The sequence below is a fragment of the Actinosynnema sp. NPDC059797 genome (genome assembly GCF_042732085.1).
Taxonomy (GTDB): Bacteria; Actinomycetota; Actinomycetes; order Mycobacteriales; family Pseudonocardiaceae; genus Actinosynnema.
Genome location: NZ_JBHWIE010000009.1, coordinates 43,706 through 64,929, shown reverse-complemented (window position 1 = coordinate 64,929; position 21,224 = coordinate 43,706). Strand labels below are relative to the sequence as shown.

Here is a 21,224-nt window from a genome sequence, read left to right as displayed (position 1 = left end):
CTACTCGCCGATCTTCTTCGCCGACAGGGTGATCCACGTGTCGCAGGCGACGACCTCGCCCGCCGCGACGCTCTGGGCCGTCGTGGTCCAGTTGCGGTCCACCACGAGCAGGCGGCCCTGGCCGGTGGCGTCCTCTTCGCGGAGCAGGTAGAGGCCGGACGCCTGCATGGTGTCCTGGGCGGTCTGGTGGACCAGGCCGACCACGTTCGGCACGGTGCACGTCTTCGGCGCGTCCTGGGCGGCCGGGGGCGGAGTGGCTTCGGCCGGGGCGTTCGGGGTGGCGGCGGCCGAGGTGGGTTCGGGCCGGGGGACTTCCACGGTGGTGGGTTCCGGCGTGGTGGGTCCCGGGGTGGTCGGGCCGTTCGCGGGTGGCGCCGAGCAGGCGGTGAGCAGGGCTGCGCCGGCTAACAGGGCGGCTGGGCGGAGCTTCACGGGGTTCCTTCCGGCAGGTGCGTTCGACTCCAGTCCTTACCGGTCCGGCCGGACGGGGTCGAGGGGTGCGTCCGGTCGGGGCCGTGTTCCCCCGGTAGGAACGTGGGTAGCATCAGGGGTATGAAAATCAGTGTGAGCCTCCCCGAGGAGGACGTAGAGTTCGTTGATCGCTACCTGCGGCAACATCGCAGCGCCTCGCGGTCCTCGGTGATCCACCAGGCCATCACCCTGTTGCGCGAGTCGGGACTGGAGAACGCCTACGCCGGCGCGTGGGAAGAGTGGGAAGCAGAAGGTGAAGCCGACATGTGGGACGTGACCGCGCCGGACGGTGTCGTCGATGCGGCGAGGTGACATCTACTGGGTGGACCTGGAACCGGTGCGCGGCGCCGAGGCCAACAAGGTCCGCCCGGCCGTGGTCGTGAGCAACGACGCGGCGAACCGGGCCGCCGGGCGGGGCGGCCGAGGGGTCGTGACGGTCGTGCCGATCACCTCGAACACCGCGAAGGTGTACCCGTTCCAGGTCTTGCTGCCCGCCAAGGACTGCGGGCTGGGCACGGACTCCAAGGCGCAGGCCGAGCAGGTGCGCACGGTCGCCGCGGCCAGGCTCCGCGCCCGCATCGGCGGCCTGCCGCCCGCCGTGCTCAAGCAGCTGGACGAGGCGTTGCGGCTGCACCTCGCCCTCTAGGGTGACGGCCATGCAGCCGATCGGCCTCGACCGCGACCACCTGGTGCACGCCCTGGCCCAGCGCCTCAACGCCCTCGCCGGCTCCTGGAGCCCGGTCGCCGGCGGCGTCCTCCTGGACGAGGGTCCCTCGGTGGTGGTGGTGACCGACCTGCACGACGGCACCGAGCACCCCAACCACATCGACGTCGGGTTCGCGCCCAACCCACAGCACCCCGACAAGCTGGTGCTGTGGGACTGCGCCGTCGGCCACGGCCGGACGCCCGCCGAGGTGGCCGAGGCCGCCGCGGCGATGTGGCTGGCCGGCACCGGGAAGGCCGTGCTGGAGCTGCTGACGCAGGAGGGCGAGTTCGCCACGCACCTGCCGTCCACCACCCCGGAGGGACTGGCCGGCCACCACGTCATCCACGGCCCGGTCGTCCCGATGGGCGGGCACGGCGTGCCGCTGGTGCAGTGGGTGCTGGCCAACCCGCTGGTCCCGGCGCTGCGCGAAGCCCTGCCCGCCCACCTCGACCAGCCGCTCAACGGCGTCAAGGTGCTGTTCGGCGGCGCGGGCCCCGGCGAGCACGCCGAGGTCCGGGTCAACGGCGGGCTCGTGGACACCCCGACCGCCGCGCTGCGCGCCCTGCCGTGGCCCCGCCTGCCGAACGCGTACGCCCACACCTACCTGCTGGTGTTCGCCGAGCAGGGCTGAGGGCCGTTCCCGCTGGGGCCGTTCCCGCCGGAGCGGTTCCCGCCGGAGCGGTTCCCGCCGGGGCCGCCCGGCCCCGACGGGAACCCGAACCTCAGTCGACGACCTTGATCGCCCCCGCCGGGCACAGGTGCTCGGCCTCGCGCGCCGCCTTCGCGTGCTCGCCGGTCGGCGACGGCTCCAGCAGCAGCACCGTCCCGTCGGTCTCGTCCTGGTCGAACACGGTCGGGTCGGTCAGCGCGCACATGCCCGACCCCACGCACCGGTCCTGGTCCACCTCGACCCTCATGAGAACGCCACCGGCAGCTCGTGCACGCCGTAGATCGACATGTCCGTGCGCATCCTCACCTCCGACGCGGGCACGGCCAGCCGCAGGTCCGGGAACTCCCGGAACAGGGCCGCGTAGCCCACCCTCATCTCGATCCGCGCCAACTGCTGCCCGAGGCACTGGTGCGCCCCGTGCCCGAACCCCAGGTGCCCCGAGGCGGACCGGGTGACGTCGAACTCGTCCGGCCGCTCGAAGCGCTCGGGGTCGCGGTTCGCGGCGGGCACCGAGATCGACACCGTCTCGCCCGCGCGGACCACCACGCCGCCGATCTCCACGTCCTCCAGCGCCGTGCGCGTGGTGCCGAAGTGGATGATCGTGAGGTACCTCATCATCTCCTCGACCGCGTTGTCCACCAGCGTCGGGTCCTCGCGCAGCAACCGGAGCTGGTCGGGCCTGGTCAGCAGCAGGAACGTGCCGAGGCCCAGCATGTTCGCGGTCGTCTCGTGCCCGGCGACGAGGAGGAGCATCCCCATGTTGGCGACCTCCTCGTCGGTCAGCTCGCCGGTCTCGATCAGGCCGCTGATCATGTCGTCGCCCGGTTCGCCGCGCTTGCGCCGCGTCAGGTCGGCGACGAACTCCTGCACTCGATCGAGCGCCGCCCTGGCCTCCTCGAACGGCTTGTTCAGGCTCAGCGCCGCACCCGTGTCGCGCTGGAACCCCTCGCGCTCCTCGTAGGGCACGCCCAGCAGCTCGCAGATCACCATCGACGGCACGGGCAGCGCGAAGTTCGCCACCAGGTCCGCCGGCGAGCCCTGCGCCCGCAGCCCCGCCAGGTGCTCGGCCACGATCTGCTCGACCCGCGGCAGCAGCTGGTTCATCCGCCGCACGGTGAACTGGCCGGTCAGCAGCTTGCGGTAGCGGGTGTGGTCGGGCGCGTCCATCCCGATGAACATGCCCGGCCGGGCGGGCGGCTGCTGCGGCACGATCTGGCCGCCCATCTCGCGGATGATGTGGTGCAGCTCGCTGCGGCTGCTGAACCGCCGGTCGGCGTGCACCTCCCGCGCCAGCGCGTAGCTCGTGACGAGCCACCCGAGGTGGCCGTCGGGGAACCGGAGCCTGCTGATCGGCGCGGTCTCGCGGAGGATCCCCAGCTCCGCGGGCGGGTCGAACGGGTCGGAGCGCTCCATGGGCAGTCCGTCGATCAGGGTTTCGGTCATTCCGCACACCTCCCAGTGCGTTCAAGAACCTCCTTCGCAAGCTACAGAAAATTCACGAACCCGTGAAGTAAATAAGCCGTAAGGAGATATCCGTAGTACGAGCGATAGCAGGTGTGCTACAAAACGGGGCAGAACTCTGACGAGGGGGAGGTGAGGGTCCTTGGTGATCGAAGTGCGGGACCTGCGGATGCGCTACGGCGCGACCGACGTGCTGCACGGCGTCCGCTTCACCGCGGCGCCCGGTGAGGTGGTGGCCCTGCTCGGGCCCAACGGGGCGGGCAAGACGACCACGATCGAGATCCTGGAGGGCTTCCGGCTGCCGTCCGCCGGGCACGTCCGGGTGCTGGGCGAGGAGCCGGGCAAGGGCGACGAGATGTGGCGCGCCAAGCTGGGCGTGGTGCTCCAGTCGTGGCGCGACCACTCGCGCTGGCGCGTCCGCGAGCTGCTGGACCACCTCGGCCGCTACTACCTGCCCTACAGCACGCCGGACCGGCCGCGCCCGTTCGACACCGACGAGCTGATCAGGACCGTCGGCCTGACCGAGCACGCGCACAAGAAGGTCGCCAAGCTCTCCGGCGGCCAGCGGCGCAGGCTGGACGTGGCGATCGGCATCGTCGGCCGCCCCGAGCTGCTGTTCCTCGACGAGCCGACCGCGGGCTTCGACCCGCACGCGCGCCGCGACTTCCACGACCTGGTGCACCGGCTGTCGGACCTGGAGGGCATGACGATCCTGCTCACCACGCACGACCTGGCCGAGGCCGAGCGGCTCGCGGACCGCATCCTCGTGCTCGCCGACGGCCGCATCATCGCCGACGGCAGCCCGGACCAGCTCGCCCGCCACGTCGCGGGCAAGTCCGAGGTGATCTGGACCCACGACGGCCGCCGGCACGTGCACACCACCGACGACGCCACCGCGTTCGTCCGCGACCTGTTCCGCCGGCACGAGCACGGCATCTCCGAGCTGGAGGTGCGCCGCAGCACCCTGGAGGACACCTACATGGCGCTCGTGCGGCTGCACGAGGGCGGGCAGGCGGAGAAGGAGGAGGTGGCCGCGCTGTGAACGCGACGCTGTACGGGGCCCGGCTGGGCCTGGAGCGGGGGTGGCGCGAGTTCAAGCACAGCCTGCGCAGCGCCGACCAGGGGTTCAACCTCTTCTCCGCGATCGGCTTCCTGACCGTGCTGTGGTTCCAGCGGGACTCGCAGGTGGAGGGCACGGGCATGTCGCTCGCCTCGATCACGCTGCCCAGCGTGATCGGCATGTCGGTGGCCTTCAGCGGGCTGGTGAGCCCCGCGGGCGCGCTGTCGATGAACCGCGAGGACGGCACGCTCCTGCGCGCCAAGGCCGTGCCCAACGGGATGGTCGGCTACCTGGTGGGCCGGGTCGTGCAGACGTCGCTGGACACGGTGTTCAGCCTCCTGATCGTGGTCCTGCCGGCGCTGTTCCTGGTCGACGTGTTCGCCGCGGCGGGCGCGGGCGGCCTGCTCGCCATGGCGGGGGTGCTGGCGCTCGGCATGGCCGCGACGCTGCCGTGGGGCGCGGTCGCCGGGTCGATCACCAAGAGCCCCGGCGGCGCCATGGGCATCACCATGCTGCCGATCATGGGCATCACGGCGATCTCGGGCATCTTCTACCCGATCACCGCCATGCCGGGGTGGCTCCAGGGCCTCGCGCAGGTGTTCCCGGTGTACTGGGTGGGGCACGGCGCGAGGTGGGCGCTGCTGCCCGACGCCGCGGCGGCCGCGGAGCTGGGCGGGACGTGGCGGGTGCCGCTGATGCTGGCCGTGCTGGGGACGTGGGCGGTGGTCGGGTTCCTGCTCGCGCCTACGATCCTGCGACGGATGGCCCGCCGGGAATCGGGCTCGGACATGGAGCAGCGCCGCCAGGCGGCGCTGCAGAGGGGCACGTGAGCCGGAGGGGTTTGGTGTGAGCGAGAGCGTCTACAACCGGATCGCGATGCTGCGCGCGGAGCGCGGGGTGACGCGCCGGCAGCTCTCCGAGGCGCTCGGCATCCACTACCAGACGGTGGGCTACCTGGAGCGCGGCGAGTACAGCCCGAGCCTGTACCTGGCGCTGCGCATCGCGCAGTACTTCGAGGTGCCGGTGGAGGTGGTGTTCTCCACCGACCCGTTCCCCCGGCTGGGCAGCACGTCGGAGCGGTCCGCGTAGGCGGGGGTGGCGTCGCGCGCCACCCCCGCCCCGCCGGGTCACCCGAGGGCGGACTCGATCACGTCGGCCGCCGCGGCCGCGCCGCCCGCCGACCTGGCCTCCGCCTTCAACCCGGCGAGCCGCTCCGCCACGTCCGCGTCGCCGAGCAGGTCGAGCACGGCGGACCGCAGCGCCTCGGCGGTCGCCGCGTCGCGCGGGACGTGCCGCCCGACGCCCAGCTCCACCAGCCGCTCGGCGTTCATGGTCTGCTCGCCCAGCTCGGGCACGCCGACCATCGGCACGCCGTGGTACAGGCCCTCCATGGTGCCGCCCATGCCGCAGTGCGTGACGAACACCGAGGCGCGGGACAGGATCTCCAGCTGCGGCACCCACCGGTGCAGCTCGAAGTTCGCCGGCGCCCCGCCCAGGTCGGCGGGGTCGACGTGCTTGCCGGTGTTCAGCACCACGTGCAGGTCCAGGTCGCCGAACGCCCGGAAGCACTCCCGGTAGATCGCCGGCTCGTTGGTGTAGGCCGAGCCGAACGAGATCAGCAGCACCGGCCGGTCGTCGGCGGGTCCGGTCCAGGTGCCCTGGAACGCCGAGCGGTCGGCCAGGCAGGGTCCCACGAACGAGTACTTCGGGTGCACCGAGCCGGCGTTCGGCTGGAACGACCGCACGATGCTCACCACCGCCCGGTCCGGGTCGCCGACGTACGCGGCGGCGGGCGTGGTCACGCCCTGGTCGGCCAGCCACCGGTCCATCTCGGCGTAGAACCCGGTCACGCCGGGCAGGTCGACCACGGCCGCCAACGTGTCCTCCCAGCCCTCGTGGGCGACGAAGGTGGGGGAGAACTGGATCGCGGGCACGCCCCAGCGGGCCGCCAGGAGCCGCGCGGTCCACGCGCCGATGTCGTACACGACCACGTCCGGGTGGTCGTCGGCGTAGGCGACCTCCAGCACCGGGAGCACCTGCCTGGCCTCGGTCAGGAACAGGTGCATGGCCTCGGCCAGGTCGGTCGGCCACTCCCGGTCGCCGGTCGGGAGGGTGGTCGGGTGCACGACCGGCGTGGCGCCGGCCCGCTCGACGACGTCGGCGAAGCCGGGGTCGACCGCGTAGGTCACCCGGTGGCCGCGCGCGACCAGCTCGGTGACGACGGGCAGGGTCGGGTTGACGTGGCCGTGGCCGGGGATGTTGAGGAAGGCGACGTGCGACATGGGTGGTCTCCACCTGGTCGTGGGCTGGCTCGAAGACCCCGTCGCGCGGAGGTCGCGCGGGGGTGGACGGCAGCCCTCGGATCAGAGGTAGAAGACTCGGAAGCCCCACATGCGATCCACGATAGCCGGGGGCGCCACTCGTTAACCGGGGTCGGGCGCGCCGCTCAGCGGCCGAGGACGGCGCGCAGCGCCGAGCGCACCGCCCGCTCCAGCTCGGCGCGGCTCTCCGGCGTGCCCGGTTCGGGCGCGTGGAGGGCCCCCGCGCCGACCAGCCTGTCGAACAGCAGGCCGTCGAGGAAGGCGACCAGGTCGCGGCTCCGCCGCTCGGCGTCCGGCACCCCCCACGCGGCCAGCACCGCCCGCGCCTGCGCGCGCGGCACCTCCCCGTGCGCCAGCACGTCGCGCAGCTCGGGGTGGTGGGTGGCCTCCAGCAGGCAGGCGTAGCGGGCCAGGGTGCGTTCCCGCGCGGTGCTCATCCACCGGTCCAGGACCCGCGCGGCGCCCTCGGCGAGCCGATCGGGGTCGGGCGGCGCCGCGGGGCCCGCGGCCCCCAACTCCTCGGCCACCTCCTCGGCGTCCAGTTCCGCCAGCCGCCGCACCACGCCCTCGACCAGCGCCTTGCGGGTGCGGAAGTACGCGGACGTCGAACCGGTCGGCACGCCGGCCCGCGCGTCCACGGCCCGGTGGGTCAGGCCGCGCATCCCCCTGGTCGCCACGAGGTGGATGGCGGCGTCGGCCAGCGCCGCCCTGCGGTCGGTCACGGTGCGCCCTCCTTCTACACCTGTAGAGTACCGGCTATCTACAGGTGTAGAAGGGGTGGGCGATGAAGGCGGTCGTGGTCGGTGGGGGGCTCGGCGGGGTCGCCGCGGCGGTGGCGTTGCGCGCGGTCGGCTGGGAGGCGGCCGTGCTGGAGCGCGCGCCGGAGTTCGGCGAGGTCGGCGCGGGGGTGGGCGTGATGCCGAACGCCCTGCGCGCGCTGGAGGCGCTGGGGCTGGCCGACGAGGTGCGGCGGATCGGCACCCCGCGCGTGGCCGGCCTGGTCCGCGACCCGAGGGGGCGGGCGCTGGTGCGCGTCGACGCGGCCGGGTCGGACCGCGTGGTGGCCGTGCACCGGGCCGACCTGCACCGGGTGCTGCGGTCGGCGCTGCCGGCGGACGCCCTGGTCACCGGCACCGAGGTGCGGTCGGCCGACGAGGTGGACGCGGACCTGGTGGTGGCGGCGGACGGGATCCGCAGCGGCCTCCGGCGCGAGCTGTTCCCCGACCACCCGGGGCCGGTGTACGCGGGCACGACGGCATGGCGCAGCGTGACCGGAGCCCGGTTCCCGCGCGACCTGGAGATCGGGCAGACGCTGGGCGCGGGCGCGGAGTTCGGCGTGCTGCCGCTGGGCGACGGCCGGGTGTGCTGGTACGCGGCGACCACCGCGCCGGCGGGTGGTCGCGCGGACGACGAACTGGGCGAGGTGCGGCGGCTGGTCGACGGGTGGCACGACCCGATCCCCGCGCTGCTCGACGCGACCCCGCCGGGGACCGTGCTGCGGCACGACATCCACGAGCTGGCCACGCCGCTGCCGACCTACGTGCGCGGGCGGGTGGCGCTGCTGGGCGACGCCGCGCACGCCATGACGCCGTACCTGGGTCAGGGCGCGTGCACCGCGATCGAGGACGGGGTGGTGCTGGCCGCGATGTGCGCGCGGCACGACGTGCCGACCGCCCTGGCCGAGTACGACCGGCTGCGCGGGCCGCGCACGCGGGCCATCGCGCGGGCCTCCCGCCTGGTGGGCCGGTTCGGGCACCGGGTTCGTCACCCGTTGGTGGTGAAGGCGCGCGACGCGGTCATGCGCGCCGTGCCCGCGGGGGTCGGTCTGCGCGGTATGAACCGGTTCACCGGCTGGACGCCGCCCAAGCTGTCACCCGATAAGGCGTAAATGGGCCGTGATGTAAATCACAAGTAACCGCTGAGATTCGCCCGGATAACAATCAAATATCGCTCGTTTTCGCAGGATGCGTCACTCTTCCGCGCGATCAAGCACGCACCGTGTGCCACCAAGTGCGAGGGGCCGCGGCACCCGGCGCCCGCGCGCTGCGGTGCACGGTCCGTGCAGGGGCAACTACGGTGTCGCGCCATGGCCCCCGTCCCCTCGTGCCCGGCTGAAGCCATCCCCCTGCGCACCCCCGCCGTCGACCTCGCCGAGGCGGAGGACTTCATCCGCCTCCACCACGGCGAGCACCCGGAACTCGGTCCCGTCGAGCACCGCCTCGCCGAGGTGCACGCCGAGGTCGCCGCCACCGGCACGTACCGCCACACGGCGGACGAGCTGGTGTTCGGCGCGCGCGTCGCGTGGCGCAACAGCGCCCGCTGCATCGGCCGCCTGTACTGGCGCAGCCTCAAGGTCCGCGACCTGCGCGACCTGCGCGACCCCAAGGAGGTCGCCGACGAGTGCGTCGAGCACCTCAAGCTCGCCGGCAACGGCGGCAAGGTGCGCCCCGTGATCAGCGTGTTCGCCCCCGACGAGCCGGGCAGGCCGGCCCCGCGCATCCGCAACGAGCAGCTCATCAGGTACGCGGGCTACCTCGGCGCGGACGGCGGCGTGCTGGGCGACCGGCGCAACCTGGAGCTGACGGAGAAGGCGCTGGAGCTGGGGTGGCGACCGCCGGCGCGGCGGGGCCCGTTCGACGTGCTGCCGCTGGTCGTGGAGCGGGAGGACGCCGAGCCGTGCCTGGTCGAGCTGCCGCGCGAGGCCGTGCTGGAGGTGCCCATCGAGCACCCCGAGCTGCCGTGGCTGGCCCAGCTGGGGCTGCGCTGGCACGCCGTGCCCGCGATCAGCAACATGCGCCTGCGGATCGGCGGCGTCGACTACCTGGCCGCGCCGTTCAACGGCTGGTACATGGGCACCGAGATCGGCGCGCGGAACTTCGCCGACACCGACCGCTACGACCTGCTGCCGTACCTGGGCCGGCGCATGGGGCTGGACACCTCCAGCGTCCAGACGCTGTGGAAGGACCGGGTCCTGGTCGAGCTGAACCGCGCGGTGCTGCACTCGTTCGCGCGGGCCGGCGTCACCATCACCGACCACCACACCGAGTCCGACCGGTTCCTCACGCACCTGAAGAAGGAGGAGGCCGCGGGCCGGTCCTGCCCGGCCGACTGGACGTGGATCGTGCCGCCCATGTCGAGCGGCATCACCAGCGTGTTCCACCGCTACTACGACAAGCGCGAGCTGGTCCCGAACTTCTTCCCGGGCGACACGGAGGGCGTCTGCCCCGTCATCCACTGAGCCCCCGGCGCGTTCGGCGCAGCAAGACGTACATACGGTTGAAATGAGGGGTGACCTGTGGCGTAGATCACCTCGGCGGGTCTACGGTGGCCGCCGTGAGAGTGGGTGTACCCGCGGAGTCGCGGCCCGCCGAGCGCCGCGTAGCCGGTCTGCCGGAAACGGTGACCACGCTGATCGGTGCCGGTCTCACGGTGGACGTGCAAGCCGGAGCGGGCGCCCACGCCCACGCCTCGGACGCCGCCTACCGCGCAGCCGGTGCGAACGTCGTCCCAGACCACCCCGCCGGGCGGTGCGAGGTCCTGGTCTCCGTCCAACCGCCGACCCCCGAGCAGGCCGCGCGCCTGCGGGAGGGCGACATCACGATCAGCTTCCTCCAGCCCGGCGGCGAGCGGGAGCTGGTCGAAGTCCTCAAGGCCAACAAGGTCACCTCCTTCAGCCTCGACCTGCTGCCCCGCGTGACCAGGGCCCAGTCGGCCGACGCCCTGTCGTCTCAGGCCCTGGTCGCGGGCTACCGCGCCGTCATCGAGGCCACCCGGCGCCTGCCGAAGTTCCTGCCGATGTTCACCACCGCCGCGGGCACGGTCCCGCCCGCCAAGGTCCTGATCCTCGGCGCGGGCGTGGCCGGCCTCCAGGCCATCGCCACCGCGCGCCGCCTCGGCGCGGTGGTCGAGGCCTACGACGTGCGCGCCGCGGCCAAGGAGGAGGTCCGCAGCCTCGGCGCGAAGTTCCTCGAACTGGGCCTGGAGACCCAGGGCGGCGTCTACGCGCAGGCCCAGTCCGAGGAGTTCCTGGAGCGCCAGCGCGAGCTGATCGCCGAGCGCGTCGCGGCCTCCGACGTCGTCATCACCACCGCCGCCGTGCCCGGCCGGACCGCGCCGGTGCTGGTCAACGACGACATGCTCAAGGCCATGGCGCCCGGCTCGGTGGTGGTCGACCTGGCGGCCGAGTCCGGCGGCAACGTCACCGCGTCGCGGCCGGGCGAGGACACCTGGATCGGCGAGGTGCTCGTCGTCGGCGCCCGGAACATGCCCAGCACCATGCCGGTGCACGCCAGCCGCCTCTACGCCCGCAACGTCGCCAACCTCCTGCTGATGATGACCGCGGACGGCCGGGTCGAGCCGGACCTCGACGACGAGGTCCTGGCCGGCTGCTGCCTGACCCACCGGGGCGAGCTGAGGAGGGAGCTGCCGTGATCGACCTGCTGACGATCTTCGTGCTCGCCGTGTTCGTGGGCTTCGAGGTCGTGTCGAAGGTGTCCACCATCCTGCACACCCCGCTGATGTCCGGCGCGAACGCCATCCACGGCGTGATCCTGGTCGGCGCGATCCTCATCACCGGCCGCGCCGAGCACGCCTCGGAGATCGCCCTCGGCCTGGCGGCGGTGTTCCTGGCGACCGTCAACGTGGTGGGCGGGTTCGTGGTCACCGACCGGATGCTGGAGATGTTCAAGGGGCACAAGCGGTGAGCCCCACCTGGGTCCAGCTCGCCTACCTGGTCGCCGCCCTGTGCTTCGTGCTGGCGCTCAAGGGCCTGAGCACGCCGAAGTACGCCCGCGCGGGCAACCTGCTCGGCGCGGCGGGCATGGCGCTGGCCGTGGTCACCGCCTACGTCCACGGCGCGGTCCACAACGGACCGCTCATCCTGGTCGCGGTCGCCGCCGGCGTCGCGGTCGGCATCCCGGCGGCGCGGTCGGTGAAGATGACCGCCATCCCGCAGATGGTGGCGCTGTTCAACGGCGTCGGCGGCGCGGCGGCGGCGCTGGTGGCGCTGACCGAGTTCCTGGAGGTCGCCGAGGGCTCGGTGCTGTTCCAGGTCGCCACCGCGCTCACCGTGCTGATCGGCGCGGTCAGCTTCTCCGGCAGCGTGGTCACCTTCCTCAAGCTCCAGGAGATCATGACCACCCGGCCCGTGCTGCTGCCCGCCGGCCGGGTGCTCGGCATCGCGGCGGCCGGGGCGAGCGCGCTGCTGGCGCTGGGCGTCGTGCTCACCGGCAGCGGCGCGCTGCTGGTGCTGCTGGCGCTGGCCGGGCTCGCGCTGGGCGTGCTGTTCGTGCTGCCGGTCGGCGGCGCGGACGTGCCCATCGCGATCTCGTTGCTCAACGCGTTCACCGGCCTGGCCGTGGCCGCGTCGGGCTACGTGCTGGCCAACACGCTGCTGATCGTCTCCGGCACGCTCGTCGGCGCGTCCGGCACGATCCTGACCCGGCTGATGGCGCAGGCCATGGGCCGCCCGCTGACCAACATCCTGTTCGGCGCCTTCAAGACCACCGCCGCGGCGGCGGGGACCGGGGAGCAGCGCACCGTCCGAGCCGGCACCGTCGAGGACGTCGCGATCCTGCTCGGCTACGCCCACTCGGTGCTGGTCGTCCCCGGCTACGGCCTGGCCGTGGCGCAGGCCCAGCACGCCGCGCGGGAGCTGGCCCAGGTGCTGGAGCAGCGCGGCATCGACGTCAAGTACGGCATCCACCCCGTCGCGGGCCGGATGCCGGGGCACATGAACGTCCTGCTCGCCGAGGCCGACGTGCCCTACGAGGACCTGAAGGAGCTGGACGACGTCAACCCCGGCATCGGCAGCGTCGACGTGGTGCTCGTGGTGGGCGCGAACGACGTGGTCAACCCGGGCGCGCGGGACGAGCCGAGCAGCCCGATCTACGGCATGCCCATCTTCGACGTGGACCGGGCCAAGGCCGTGGTGTTCATGAAGCGGTCGATGCGGCCGGGCTTCGCGGGGGTGGACAACACCCTGCTCTACAACCCGAAGACCACGCTGCTGTTCGGCGACGCGAAGGACTCGCTGACCAAGCTGCTGGCCGCGGTGAAGCAGGTGTAGCCGGTGCGGGGGTCCCGGCGGGGACCCCCGCGAGGCGTTCGCGCGCGAGCCCGGTCACCCGAAGAAGGACCCCGCCCGCCGCCGTCCGCTCACGCAGAACCGGTTGCCCTCGGTGTCGGCGAGCACGACGTAGGGCAGCTGCCCCGGGTCGGGCTCCGCCGGGTAGTGCGGCCAGTCCACCCGCCGCGCGCCCAGCGCCACCAGCCGGTCCACCTCGTCGTCCAGGTCGGACTCACCCGCCTCCAGGTCGAGGTGCACGCGAGGCAGCTCCTCGACCCGGCTCTCGCTGCGGTCCATCGCGATCGCCGCGCCCCGCGCGCCGGGCGGCGGCTCGACCACGATCCAGTCGTCGCCGTCGAAGCGCGGCGGGCGGCGGACGTAGCCGAGGGCGGCCGCCCAGAACGCGCCCGCGCGTTCGCAGTCCTCGACCCCGAGGGAGATCTGCTCCAGGTTCGCCACGGAACCCGACGGTACTAGAGCTCGTAGCCGGGCACGGCGGGTCCGAAGTGGTCGCCGAACGCGGCGTCCACCCCGACCCGCGCCCACCACGCGGCCCGCTCCGGGTCGCGCACGTCCGGCACGAGCACGGCCGTGCCGAACCGCCGCACCAGGCCCACCATGCCGGTGATCGCGTCGTGCAGGAAGCCTTCCGGCCCGTCCGCCAGCCGGCACACCACCGACGGGTCGAGCACCAGCGCGTCCACCGGCACCTCGGCCAGCAGCGACAGCTCGGCCTGCCCGCCGTTGAAGCGGCTCAGGCCGGTGGTGATGCCGCTGTCGCGCAGCACCCGCGCGTTGTCCTGACCCGTCTCGGTGAACACCGACCTGGTGTCCAGGAAGAGCCGCAGCCGCGACGCGGGCAGGCCGGTCTCGTCCAGGGTCCGCTTCACCGCGCGCACCAGGTCCTCGTCGCGCGACTGCGTGGCCGACAGCTCGAAGAACAGCACGCCGGCCACCTCGCCCGCCGCCTCGCGCAGCGCCCACTGCCCGAGCGCCGGCGACAGCCCGTTCGACTCGGCCAGCTCCAGGCACTCGTCGTGGCCCAGCTCGTCCCACCGCAGCCGCGCCACGTGCCCCAGCCGCCTGCCGGTCGCGACCTCCACCACCGGCTGGTACTCGACCTCCAGCTCGCCGTCGGCCAGCGCGCCCGGCATCCGCGCCGCCCGCGCCGACCGCGCCCGCGACGGCTGGTCCTCGCGCGGGTCGTAGGGCAGCCACTGCCGCCTGCCCGCCGCCTTGGCCCGGCGCAGCGTGGCGTTCGCGGCGCGCAGCAGCTCGCCCACGTCCCAGCCGGCGGCGGGCCGGTCCACCACGCCGATGCCGCACGACAGCGCCACGCCGCCGGCCATGGGCCGCTCCAGCGCCTCGTTGATCCGCTCGACCAGGGTGGGCACGGCCGGCGAGTCGACGACCGCGACGGCGAACTCGTCGCCGCCCATCCGCGCGACCAGGGCCTCCTCGTCGGCGACCGCCACCTCCAACCGGCGGGCCACCTCCTTGAGCAGCCGGTCGCCCACCTCGTGGCCCAGGCCGTTGTTGACCACCGAGAAGCCGTCCAGGTCCAGGTGGTAGAGGGTGACCTCGCCGCGCGAGTGCAGCGCCTCCAGCCTGCTGATGAACAGCTGCCGGTTCGCCAGGCCGGTGAGCGAGTCGTGCAGCAGCTGGAAGTCCAGGTTCTTCCGGAGCAGGTGCAGCTCGCTGACGTCCTCGACCATGGTCACGTGGTAGGCGGGCGCGCCGTCGTCGTCGCGCAGCAGCGACACCGCCAGGTGCGCCCACACCGGTTCACCGTCCGCGCGCAGCAGCCGCCGCCGCTCCCGGAACCGCTCCACCCGGCCCTCGCCCACGGCCCGGTACGCGGCGGCCAGCGGCTCCGCGTCGTCGGGGTCGAACAGCTCGGCCAGCCGCCGCCCGGCGAACCAGGCCCGGTCCCGGTCGACCATCTCGGCCAGCGCCTCGTTGACCTCCACGCACGTGCCGCCCGGGTCGGCGATCACCACGCCGAACCCGGCGGAGTCGAACACCTCCCGGAACCGCGCCTCGCTGACCCGCAGCCCGCGCTCCGCCCGGCGCTTGGCGGCCAGCAGCGCCTGCTTGACCTCCTCCTGCTGGTCGAACGCGTCCAGCCGCATCGCGGTGGCGAAGCTGGAGCTGATCGCGCCCAGGACCGCGACCGCCCGCTCGGCGAGGTCCGGCACGTCGGCCAGGTCCGGCACCTCGACGAGACCCGGCGCGCCGGCCGGTCCCTGGTCGACCAGCAGGGCCCGCCCGAGCACCTCCACGGTCCGCCGCAGCGTGTCCGGCCCGGTGAAGCGCGCCTCGACCAGCCGGCGGCCGACGACGGCGACCGGTTCGGCCGTGAACGGCTCGGCCCGCACGGCGTCCGCGACCACGTCCACCAGGTCGAGCAGGTACCGCTCGATCTCGGCCGGCGACAGGGGCACGTACGCGGTGGGGTAGACCGCGCGCATCCACGCGCGGGCCAGTTCCCGGCGCCATGACCTAGCGGGTGGCGACACGGGCGCTCACCTCTTGCGGCCGACCCCGGCGAAGATCCCGGCCCGCTCGGCGTCCTCCTCGGCGGCGCCCTCCTCGGGGCGCCACAGCGGCAGCGGCACCACCCCGGGCTCGACCAGGTCGAAGCCCTCGAACAGCGCGGTGATCTCGGCGTGCGTGCGCGGGTACATCGGGTTCGCGCTCTTCTTCATCACCTCGACGACCCCGGCCATCTCCTCGGGCTGGAGGTCCGGGGTGAACTGGGAGAGCGCCAGGTGGCTGCCGGGCACCACCGCGTCGCGGTAGGCGGCGACCACGGCGGCCGGGTCCCGCTCCGGCGGCACGAAGTGGAACACGCCGACGGCCAGCACCCCGATCGGCTCGGCGAAGTCCAGCAGGCCGGTGCCGCGGGCGGCGGACAGCACCGCGTCGGGGTCGGTCATGTCCTCCTGGAGGATCGCGGCCGAGTCGTCGCGCTCCAGGATCATCCGGCTGTGCGCGACCGCCACGTCCTCGAAGTCCACGTACACCACGCGCGACCCGGGCGCGGCCTTGCCGGCGATCTCGTGCACGTTGCCGACGGTGGGGATGCCGGACCCGAGGTCCAGGAACTGGCGCACGCCGGCGTCGACCAGGTGCAGCACCGCGCGCCTGAGGAAGGACCGGTTGAGGCGGGCGATCGTGCGGGCGTTGGGCTGGACCTGGATGAACTTCTCCGCCAGCGCCCGGTCCGCGGCGAAGTTGTGGCCGCCGCCCAACAGGTAGTCGTAGAGCCGAGCCGCGCTCGGCAGCCCCGTGTCGACGTCGTCGGGGACCCAGCTCTGCCGTTCCGCCACCACACCTCACCCGTCCGCCTCGCCCCCGCGGGGCGAGATTACTGACCTGGCCCCCCGGGTCGGCAGGGGGTGAGACCGCTTGTCCCCGATCGGCGTACAAACCACTCGTCAGTGTCGACCCCGAGGTGTCGCAACTCACACCCGGTGTGCTGGGGACGCGCCGGCGCGCAAGGCGTCCCACATGTCGGGCACCGAGGTGCCGGAGCGCCGCGACCGCCCGTCGGAGGCCCGCCGGCCAGTACCCTTCCGCCCATGTCAGACGAGGCCCGCACGCTCACCGACGTGGTCACCAGGCTCCGCCGGGCGCTGCGCACCAGCATCCGCACCGACTGGCCGTGGGACGCCCTGCCGATGGCCCGGGTCGAGCTGCTCCAGACGCTCGCCGAGCGGCCGCCGATGCGCGTGGGCGACCTCGCGGCGGAACTGCGCCTCGCGCCCAACACCGTCAGCGGCCTGGTCGGCCAGTTGATCGAGAGCGGCCTCGTCGAGCGGGGCGGCGACCCCTCGGACCGCCGCGTCGCGCGCCTGTCGGTCACGTCCAAGGGCCACGAGCAGCTGGCCGTGTGGCAGGCCGCGCACGAGAAGCGCATCGGTTCCGCGCTGGACAAGCTCGAACCGGGCGAGCGCGCCGACGTGGTGCGCGCCCTGGCCGCCCTGGACCGGCTGGTGGACCACCTGCGTGACAACTGAGTCCCGTGAGTCCCGCGTGCTCGCCGCCGTGGCCCTGGGCGGTGGCCTGGGTGGCTCGGCCAGGTGGGGCGTGGGGCTGCTCGTGCCGGGGTGGGCGGGGACCCTCCTGGTCAACGTGGTGGGCTGCGCGCTGATCGGGGTGCTGGTGGTCCTGGCGCCGCGCCTGCACCCGCTGGCCCGGCCGTTCCTCGGCGTCGGGGTGCTGGGCGGCTTCACGACGTTCTCGGCCTGCGCGCTGGGCGCGGTGGAGCTGGGGGACTGGCGGGCGGTGGCGTACCTGGTGGCGTCCGTCCTGCTGGGACTGTCGGCGACCGCGGCGGCGGCGGGCGTGACGCGGCGGGTCGCGTCGTGACGCTGGGGTTGGTGTTCGCGGGCGCGGCGGTCGGCGCGGTGCTGCGCCACCTGACCGGCCGGCTGGTGCGGCGGTCGTTCCCCTGGGCGACCCTGCTGGTGAACGTGGTGGGGTCGTTCGTGCTGGGCGCGGTGGCCGGGGCGTCGCCCGCGGTGGTGGCCCTGGTCGGCACCGGCTTCTGCGGCGGGTTGACGACGTTCAGCACGTTCAGCTGGGAGACCGTGGCGCTGGTGGAGGAGGGCCGGGTGGGGCGGGCGGTGGCGAACGTGGCGGTCAGCGTGGTCGCGGGGGTGGCGGCGGCGGGGCTGGGGTACCGGATCGGCCGGTGACGTCGACGTCCGGCGACCCCGGGTGGCGCCGGAGGCGTTCGGCCCGCCCGGGGACCCCGGGAACCGGTCCGCCACCGCGCGGGCGACCGGCGCGGCTGTCGCGGCGCACCTCCTCCTCGCGCAGGTGCCGGTGCGCCGCCCCCAGGAACTCGCCGCCCACCGTGCGGCCGGTCCACCGCTCGATCCCGGTCACGCGGTGGCGAGCCCCCCCAGCACCTCCGGCAGCTCGCCCGTGTGCACCACGCCGAGCCGCTGCGTGGCCCGGGTCAGCGCCACGTACAGGTCGCTCGCCCCGCGCGGCGACTCGGCCAGGATGTCCGCCGGCTCCACCACCAGCACCGAGTCGAACTCCAGGCCCTTCGCGTCGACCACCCCCAGCACGACCACCTGCGCGTCCAGGTCGTCGGACGCGCCCGGCACCACCGACCGCAGCCCGGCGACCTCCGCCGCGGGCACGATCACCGCCACCTTGCCGTCGCCGACGGCCGCGACCTCCTTCTCCACCAGCGCCGGCAGCGCCTCAGTCACCGAGTCCACCCCCAGCGCCCACGGCGGGAAACCGCTGTCGCGCACCGAGGTCGGCGGCTTCAGCCCCGGGTCCACCGACGCCAGCACGTCCGCCGCCACGGCCATGATCTCCGACGGCGTCCGGTAGTTCACGGTCAGCTCGGTGAGCTTCCACCGGTCCATCACGTACGGCGAGAGCACCTGGTCCCACGACGACGCGCCCGCGATGTCGCCGGTCTGCGCGATGTCGCCCACCACGGTCATCGACTTCGACGGGCAGCGCCGCATCAGCGTCCGCCACGCCATCGCCGACAGCTCCTGCGCCTCGTCCACGATGACGTGCCCGAACGTCCACGTCCGGTCCGCCGCGGCGCGCTCGGCCGCGGTCTCGTAGCGCTCGGTGCCGTGCCGCTCGGCCAGCCGGTAGGCGTCGACCAGGTCGGTCGCCATCAGGATGTCCGGGTCGGCGTCGTCCTCCAGGTCGAGGATGTCCAGCACGCCCTGCGCGTAGTCGATCGCCTGCCGCCGCCGGCGCTCCGCCCGCGCCTTGGCCTCGGTGTCGTCCTCGCCCAGCAGCTCGGCGGCCTCGTCGAGCAGCGGCACGTCGGCCGGCGTCCACTCCGCGCCGCGCGGCCGGTGCAGCAGCTCGCGCTCGGCGGCCGAGAACTTGGGCGTGGCCTTGGCGATCAGCTTCGGCGACGCGTACAGGTCCTCCAGCAGCCGCTGCGGGGTCAGCGTCGGCCACAGCCGCTCGATGACCTGCTGCACGGCCGGCTCCTCGCGCAGCTCGCGCCGGATGTCATCGATGTCGGCCTGGTCCAGCAGGTGCCGCCCCAGCCGGGACACCGCCTGCGCGGCCAGCGTCGAGATGATCTCCCGCTGGAACGTGCGCCGCGCCTCGTTGTGCGGGCGCCGGGTGCGGCGGGCGCGACCGCGGGCCTCGCTGACGGCCCGCCGGTCCAGCCGCAGCACGTCCTGGTCGAACGGGACCTCGACCAGGCTCGGCGCCTCCTGCCGGTCCTTGATCGCCCGCGCCACCACGTCCGCCATCTCGATGCGGCCCTTGAGCGCCGCGACCTCGGCGGGCTCGCGGCCCACCGCGGTCAGGCCCGGGAACAGCTCGCCCACGGTCGACAGCAGCACGCCCGTCTCGCCCAGCGACGGCAGCACCTGGCCGATGTACCGCAGGAACGTCGCGTTGGGCCCGACGACCAGCACGCCGCGCTTGGCGAGCTGCCGCCGGTGCGTGTAGAGGAGGTAGGCGGCGCGGTGCAGGGCCACCGCGGTCTTGCCGGTGCCCGGACCGCCCTGCACGACGACCACGCCGTTCAGCTCGGTGCGGATGATCCGGTCCTGCTCGGCCTGGATGGTGGCGACGATGTCGCCCATCTGCCCGGTGCGGCTCGCGTTGACCGCGGCCAGCAGGGTCGCCTCGCCGGTCAGGCCCTCCGAGGACCGGTTGGGGTCCACCGAGTTGATGTCGAGCACCTCGTCGTCGAGGCCGACGACCTTGCGCTGCTTGGTCCGCAGGTGGCGGCGCCTGCGCACGCCGTCCGGGGCGGCTGCGGTGGCCAGGTAGAACGGGCGGGCGGCGGGCGCGCGCCAGTCCATCAGCAGCGGTTCGTACTCCTTGTCCTCGTCGAACAAGCCGATCCGGCCGATGTAGAACCGGTCGTCGGTGTGGAAGTCCAGTCGACCGAAGCACAGCCCGTTCTCCACGGCGCTGTACTGGGCCAACTGGTCGGAGTACATGGCCACCGCGGTGTCCCGCTCGGAGCGCATCTGGTGCGTGCCCCCGGTTTGCCGGAGCGCGCCGGCCAGGCGCTTCGAGCTCTGCTCGCGGAGGTCGTCCAGCCTGCCGTACAGCATCGACACGTATTCCTGCTCCGCCTCGGTTTCCGCGAGCCGGAGGTCATCGGAGGGGCTTGACAACGTGCCTCTTTTCTGGATAGCGTGGATTATCAGCCTGCGTGGCATTGCGGCTGACAGTTGTTTGCGCCCTGCGCCCTTCTCAGCTGCGCAGAACGTCTAATCTACTACACGCGCCCGCTCGCGGTACCGCCAAGACTTCGTCAACAGTTGGCCCGCCGCACCCGTTCGGTCGAACGCCCGGACGCGGATGCCGACCCCGCCGCCGAGCCCTCGCCGCCGAGCCCCGCCGCTGCACGCCGCCGCTCCTGGCCGCCCGCCCCCGGCCGCCCGGTTCGGGAGACCCCGCCCGGACGCCGCCCGAGCCAACGCCCCGCCGGACCGCCCCACCGGTCCACCCCGCCGGGGCCACCGGTGCGGAGGCGATCCCGCGCCGGGACCACCCTCCGTCGTCCCACCCCCCGTCGTCCCGGGCGTTCCCTGCCCTCGCCCGCCACGCCACGTGAGGACCGGGCGAGGTCCGGGCCACCAGTCGAGCGGCGCTCCCGGGCAGCCGGGTGAAACCGGTCAACGGGGGCGAACCGCCCCGGCAGGGTGGCTGGTGTGAGGGAACATCGCCGGGAACTGGCCAGGCTCTGCCGCCTCGTGGTGGACCGGTCGAGGTGGCAGCTCGTGTTCGCGGTCCTCGTCTCCGCGTGGTCCCTGGCGTGGGTGGTGGGTCAGCTGTTCGGCGCGCCCGGCCCGCTGGACGTGCTACCCGCGCGCTGGGCCGGCCTGTCGACCGCCTGGCTGGACGCCGCCGGCGCGTGGGCGGTCGGCCGCACCGGGTTCCTGGCGGTCGCCGGCGGCCTGCTGTGGGCGATGACGAGCCCCGGCAGGCAGGCGTCGGCGCTGTGCGGGTGGCTCGCGGTGATGGCGGCGGCCGAGGACGTCGGGTACGTGGCGGTCAAGTGGGCGCTGGCGGTGTTCGCGGTCTTCCTCGCCGTCATGGGGCTGGTGTCGATCACCGGGCGGCGGGCGTTCGTGGTGGACCGGGTCGCGGTCATCCCCAAGGACGTGTTCCGGGCGGGCGCGACGGCCGCGGCGCTGTCGGCGGTCGTGCCGCTCCTGGCGCCCGGCCTGGCGCTCGCCCGATTGGTCGGCCCCTACCTCACCCGACCGCCCCGACCCGCCTCGACGCCGATCGTCCGCCCCCGGTCGGCCGAACGGCCGCCGCCCGCAGCCGAACGGCCGCCGCCCGCCGAGGAGGTGAATCCGGTGCCCGTCCAGCGGGTCGCCCGGTGACCGCCGACCGGTTTTTGGTGGTCAGGGCGTTTTGGGCGGGAATAGTTTTGCGCGCCAACAATCCCGGTCAGACAACCGAGCGAACCTCACATCACATTCTGGAAT

Annotated in this window: 24 protein-coding genes; 15 read left to right on the top strand and 9 right to left on the bottom strand. The window is 73.6% G+C overall.

Translation table 11 applies throughout. The features are described from left to right. A complete protein-coding gene (locus ACFV4N_RS05250; RefSeq protein WP_499671233.1) occupies positions 1-432 on the bottom strand; it encodes a PASTA domain-containing protein in 432 nt (143 codons plus the stop codon). 120 nt (positions 433-552) lie between these two features. Here ACFV4N_RS05250 and ACFV4N_RS05245 point away from each other — a divergent pair, with 120 nt between their 5' ends. The 3 genes from ACFV4N_RS05245 to ACFV4N_RS05235 are packed head-to-tail and all read left to right on the top strand — an operon-like array spanning position 553 to position 1,808. After that, complete coding sequence (locus ACFV4N_RS05245; protein WP_499671232.1) at positions 553-783, top strand: ribbon-helix-helix domain-containing protein; 231 nt, start codon at positions 553-555, stop codon at positions 781-783. Continuing rightward, positions 770-1,117: a type II toxin-antitoxin system PemK/MazF family toxin gene (locus tag ACFV4N_RS05240; protein ID WP_499671231.1), complete on the top strand. Its 348-nt coding sequence runs from the start codon at positions 770-772 to the stop codon at positions 1,115-1,117. Before ACFV4N_RS05245 ends, ACFV4N_RS05240 begins: the two co-directional genes overlap by 14 nt. A 10-nt stretch (positions 1,118-1,127) precedes the next feature. Beyond that, positions 1,128-1,808, top strand: a complete 681-nt coding sequence (locus ACFV4N_RS05235; RefSeq protein WP_499671230.1) for a DUF6348 family protein — start codon at positions 1,128-1,130, stop codon at positions 1,806-1,808. A 91-nt stretch (positions 1,809-1,899) separates the two neighbouring features. Here ACFV4N_RS05235 and ACFV4N_RS05230 read toward each other — a convergent pair whose 3' ends face one another. Beyond that, positions 1,900-2,094 (bottom strand): ferredoxin, encoded by a 195-nt coding sequence (locus ACFV4N_RS05230; protein WP_499671229.1) that lies wholly within the window; start codon positions 2,092-2,094, stop codon positions 1,900-1,902. Continuing rightward, a complete protein-coding gene (locus ACFV4N_RS05225; RefSeq protein WP_499671228.1) occupies positions 2,091-3,290 on the bottom strand; it encodes a cytochrome P450 in 1,200 nt (399 codons plus the stop codon). Before ACFV4N_RS05225 ends, ACFV4N_RS05230 begins: the two co-directional genes overlap by 4 nt. Positions 3,291-3,477: 187 nt before the next feature. Between ACFV4N_RS05225 and ACFV4N_RS05220 the strand changes: the two genes are divergently transcribed. The 3 genes from ACFV4N_RS05220 to ACFV4N_RS05210 are packed head-to-tail and all read left to right on the top strand — an operon-like array spanning position 3,478 to position 5,457. Further along, positions 3,478-4,350 carry an ABC transporter ATP-binding protein gene (locus ACFV4N_RS05220; protein ID WP_499671266.1) on the top strand — a complete coding sequence of 291 codons (873 nt, stop codon included), beginning with the start codon at positions 3,478-3,480 and terminating at the stop codon, positions 4,348-4,350. Beyond that, positions 4,347-5,198 (top strand): ABC transporter permease, encoded by an 852-nt coding sequence (locus ACFV4N_RS05215; protein WP_499671227.1) that lies wholly within the window; start codon positions 4,347-4,349, stop codon positions 5,196-5,198. The genes ACFV4N_RS05220 and ACFV4N_RS05215 overlap by 4 nt, the downstream gene beginning before the upstream one ends. Before the next feature lie 16 nt (positions 5,199-5,214). Next, a complete protein-coding gene (locus tag ACFV4N_RS05210) occupies positions 5,215-5,457 on the top strand; it encodes a helix-turn-helix transcriptional regulator (RefSeq protein ID WP_499671226.1) in 243 nt (80 codons plus the stop codon). A 38-nt stretch (positions 5,458-5,495) separates the two neighbouring features. Here ACFV4N_RS05210 and ACFV4N_RS05205 read toward each other — a convergent pair whose 3' ends face one another. Together ACFV4N_RS05205 and ACFV4N_RS05200 are read right to left on the bottom strand one after the other, a co-directional pair. Beyond that, on the bottom strand, positions 5,496-6,650 hold the full coding sequence (locus ACFV4N_RS05205; RefSeq protein ID WP_499671225.1) for a macrolide family glycosyltransferase: 1,155 nt from the start codon (positions 6,648-6,650) through the stop codon (positions 5,496-5,498). A gap of 164 nt (positions 6,651-6,814) precedes the next feature. Continuing rightward, positions 6,815-7,411, bottom strand: a complete 597-nt coding sequence (locus tag ACFV4N_RS05200) for a TetR/AcrR family transcriptional regulator (RefSeq protein ID WP_499671224.1) — start codon at positions 7,409-7,411, stop codon at positions 6,815-6,817. Positions 7,412-7,473: 62 nt separating this feature from the next. Between ACFV4N_RS05200 and ACFV4N_RS05195 the strand changes: the two genes are divergently transcribed. The 5 genes from ACFV4N_RS05195 to ACFV4N_RS05175 all read left to right on the top strand — a co-directional run bounded on the left by ACFV4N_RS05195 (position 7,474) and on the right by ACFV4N_RS05175 (position 12,756). After that, a complete protein-coding gene (locus tag ACFV4N_RS05195) occupies positions 7,474-8,577 on the top strand; it encodes an FAD-dependent monooxygenase (RefSeq protein ID WP_499671223.1) in 1,104 nt (367 codons plus the stop codon). A gap of 198 nt (positions 8,578-8,775) precedes the next feature. Further along, the gene (locus ACFV4N_RS05190; RefSeq protein WP_499671222.1) at positions 8,776-9,927 is read left to right on the top strand and encodes a nitric oxide synthase oxygenase; all 1,152 of its coding nucleotides are present in this window, start codon (positions 8,776-8,778) and stop codon (positions 9,925-9,927) included. Between the two features lie 95 nt (positions 9,928-10,022). Further along, on the top strand, positions 10,023-11,120 hold the full coding sequence (locus tag ACFV4N_RS05185) for a Re/Si-specific NAD(P)(+) transhydrogenase subunit alpha (RefSeq protein WP_499671221.1): 1,098 nt from the start codon (positions 10,023-10,025) through the stop codon (positions 11,118-11,120). Further along, complete coding sequence (locus ACFV4N_RS05180; RefSeq protein WP_499671220.1) at positions 11,117-11,392, top strand: NAD(P) transhydrogenase subunit alpha part 2; 276 nt, start codon at positions 11,117-11,119, stop codon at positions 11,390-11,392. Before ACFV4N_RS05185 ends, ACFV4N_RS05180 begins: the two co-directional genes overlap by 4 nt. Further along, positions 11,389-12,756 carry an NAD(P)(+) transhydrogenase (Re/Si-specific) subunit beta gene (locus ACFV4N_RS05175; protein ID WP_499671219.1) on the top strand — a complete coding sequence of 456 codons (1,368 nt, stop codon included), beginning with the start codon at positions 11,389-11,391 and terminating at the stop codon, positions 12,754-12,756. Before ACFV4N_RS05180 ends, ACFV4N_RS05175 begins: the two co-directional genes overlap by 4 nt. 54 nt (positions 12,757-12,810) lie before the next feature. Here ACFV4N_RS05175 and ACFV4N_RS05170 read toward each other — a convergent pair whose 3' ends face one another. From ACFV4N_RS05170 to ACFV4N_RS05160, 3 genes are read right to left on the bottom strand one after another with little or no spacing between them, the layout of a single operon-like run. Further along, positions 12,811-13,215, bottom strand: coding sequence for a VOC family protein (locus ACFV4N_RS05170; protein ID WP_499671218.1), 405 nt, complete (start codon positions 13,213-13,215; stop codon positions 12,811-12,813). A gap of 14 nt (positions 13,216-13,229) precedes the next feature. Beyond that, positions 13,230-15,275: an EAL domain-containing protein gene (locus ACFV4N_RS05165; protein WP_499671217.1), complete on the bottom strand. Its 2,046-nt coding sequence runs from the start codon at positions 15,273-15,275 to the stop codon at positions 13,230-13,232. A 6-nt stretch (positions 15,276-15,281) separates the two neighbouring features. After that, a complete protein-coding gene (locus ACFV4N_RS05160) occupies positions 15,282-16,088 on the bottom strand; it encodes an SAM-dependent methyltransferase (protein WP_499671216.1) in 807 nt (268 codons plus the stop codon). 252 nt (positions 16,089-16,340) lie between these two features. Here ACFV4N_RS05160 and ACFV4N_RS05155 point away from each other — a divergent pair, with 252 nt between their 5' ends. Genes ACFV4N_RS05155 through crcB form a run of 3 tightly spaced genes read left to right on the top strand, consistent with a single transcriptional unit; the run spans position 16,341 to position 17,459 of the window. After that, positions 16,341-16,778 (top strand): MarR family winged helix-turn-helix transcriptional regulator, encoded by a 438-nt coding sequence (locus ACFV4N_RS05155; protein WP_499671215.1) that lies wholly within the window; start codon positions 16,341-16,343, stop codon positions 16,776-16,778. Continuing rightward, positions 16,768-17,130, top strand: coding sequence for a fluoride efflux transporter FluC (locus ACFV4N_RS05150; protein ID WP_499671214.1), 363 nt, complete (start codon positions 16,768-16,770; stop codon positions 17,128-17,130). Before ACFV4N_RS05155 ends, ACFV4N_RS05150 begins: the two co-directional genes overlap by 11 nt. Continuing rightward, complete coding sequence (crcB, locus tag ACFV4N_RS05145) at positions 17,127-17,459, top strand: fluoride efflux transporter CrcB (protein WP_499671213.1); 333 nt, start codon at positions 17,127-17,129, stop codon at positions 17,457-17,459. The genes ACFV4N_RS05150 and crcB overlap by 4 nt, the downstream gene beginning before the upstream one ends. Before the next feature lie 189 nt (positions 17,460-17,648). Here crcB and ACFV4N_RS05140 read toward each other — a convergent pair whose 3' ends face one another. Further along, on the bottom strand, positions 17,649-19,943 hold the full coding sequence (locus ACFV4N_RS05140; protein WP_499671212.1) for a HelD family protein: 2,295 nt from the start codon (positions 19,941-19,943) through the stop codon (positions 17,649-17,651). Between the two features lie 495 nt (positions 19,944-20,438). Here ACFV4N_RS05140 and ACFV4N_RS05135 point away from each other — a divergent pair, with 495 nt between their 5' ends. Beyond that, positions 20,439-21,119 carry a hypothetical protein gene (locus ACFV4N_RS05135; RefSeq protein WP_499671211.1) on the top strand — a complete coding sequence of 227 codons (681 nt, stop codon included), beginning with the start codon at positions 20,439-20,441 and terminating at the stop codon, positions 21,117-21,119. Positions 21,120-21,224: the final 105 nt, after the last annotated feature.

What these genes read in the sequence shown, in the direction of transcription:
- ACFV4N_RS05245 (WP_499671232.1), top strand. Translation starts at nt 553, where the DNA reads ATGAAAATCAGTGTGAGCCTCCCCGAGGAGGACGTAGAGTTCGTTGAT.
- ACFV4N_RS05240 (WP_499671231.1), top strand. Translation starts at nt 770, where the DNA reads ATGCGGCGAGGTGACATCTACTGGGTGGACCTGGAACCGGTGCGCGGC.
- ACFV4N_RS05235 (WP_499671230.1), top strand. Translation starts at nt 1,128, where the DNA reads ATGCAGCCGATCGGCCTCGACCGCGACCACCTGGTGCACGCCCTGGCC.
- ACFV4N_RS05230 (WP_499671229.1), bottom strand. Translation starts at nt 2,094, where the DNA reads ATGAGGGTCGAGGTGGACCAGGACCGGTGCGTGGGGTCGGGCATGTGC.
- ACFV4N_RS05225 (WP_499671228.1), bottom strand. Translation starts at nt 3,290, where the DNA reads ATGACCGAAACCCTGATCGACGGACTGCCCATGGAGCGCTCCGACCCG.
- ACFV4N_RS05220 (WP_499671266.1), top strand. Translation starts at nt 3,478, where the DNA reads ATGCGCTACGGCGCGACCGACGTGCTGCACGGCGTCCGCTTCACCGCG.
- ACFV4N_RS05205 (WP_499671225.1), bottom strand. Translation starts at nt 6,650, where the DNA reads ATGTCGCACGTCGCCTTCCTCAACATCCCCGGCCACGGCCACGTCAAC.
- ACFV4N_RS05195 (WP_499671223.1), top strand. Translation starts at nt 7,474, where the DNA reads ATGAAGGCGGTCGTGGTCGGTGGGGGGCTCGGCGGGGTCGCCGCGGCG.
- ACFV4N_RS05190 (WP_499671222.1), top strand. Translation starts at nt 8,776, where the DNA reads ATGGCCCCCGTCCCCTCGTGCCCGGCTGAAGCCATCCCCCTGCGCACC.
- ACFV4N_RS05155 (WP_499671215.1), top strand. Translation starts at nt 16,341, where the DNA reads ATGTCAGACGAGGCCCGCACGCTCACCGACGTGGTCACCAGGCTCCGC.
- ACFV4N_RS05140 (WP_499671212.1), bottom strand. Translation starts at nt 19,943, where the DNA reads ATGCCACGCAGGCTGATAATCCACGCTATCCAGAAAAGAGGCACGTTG.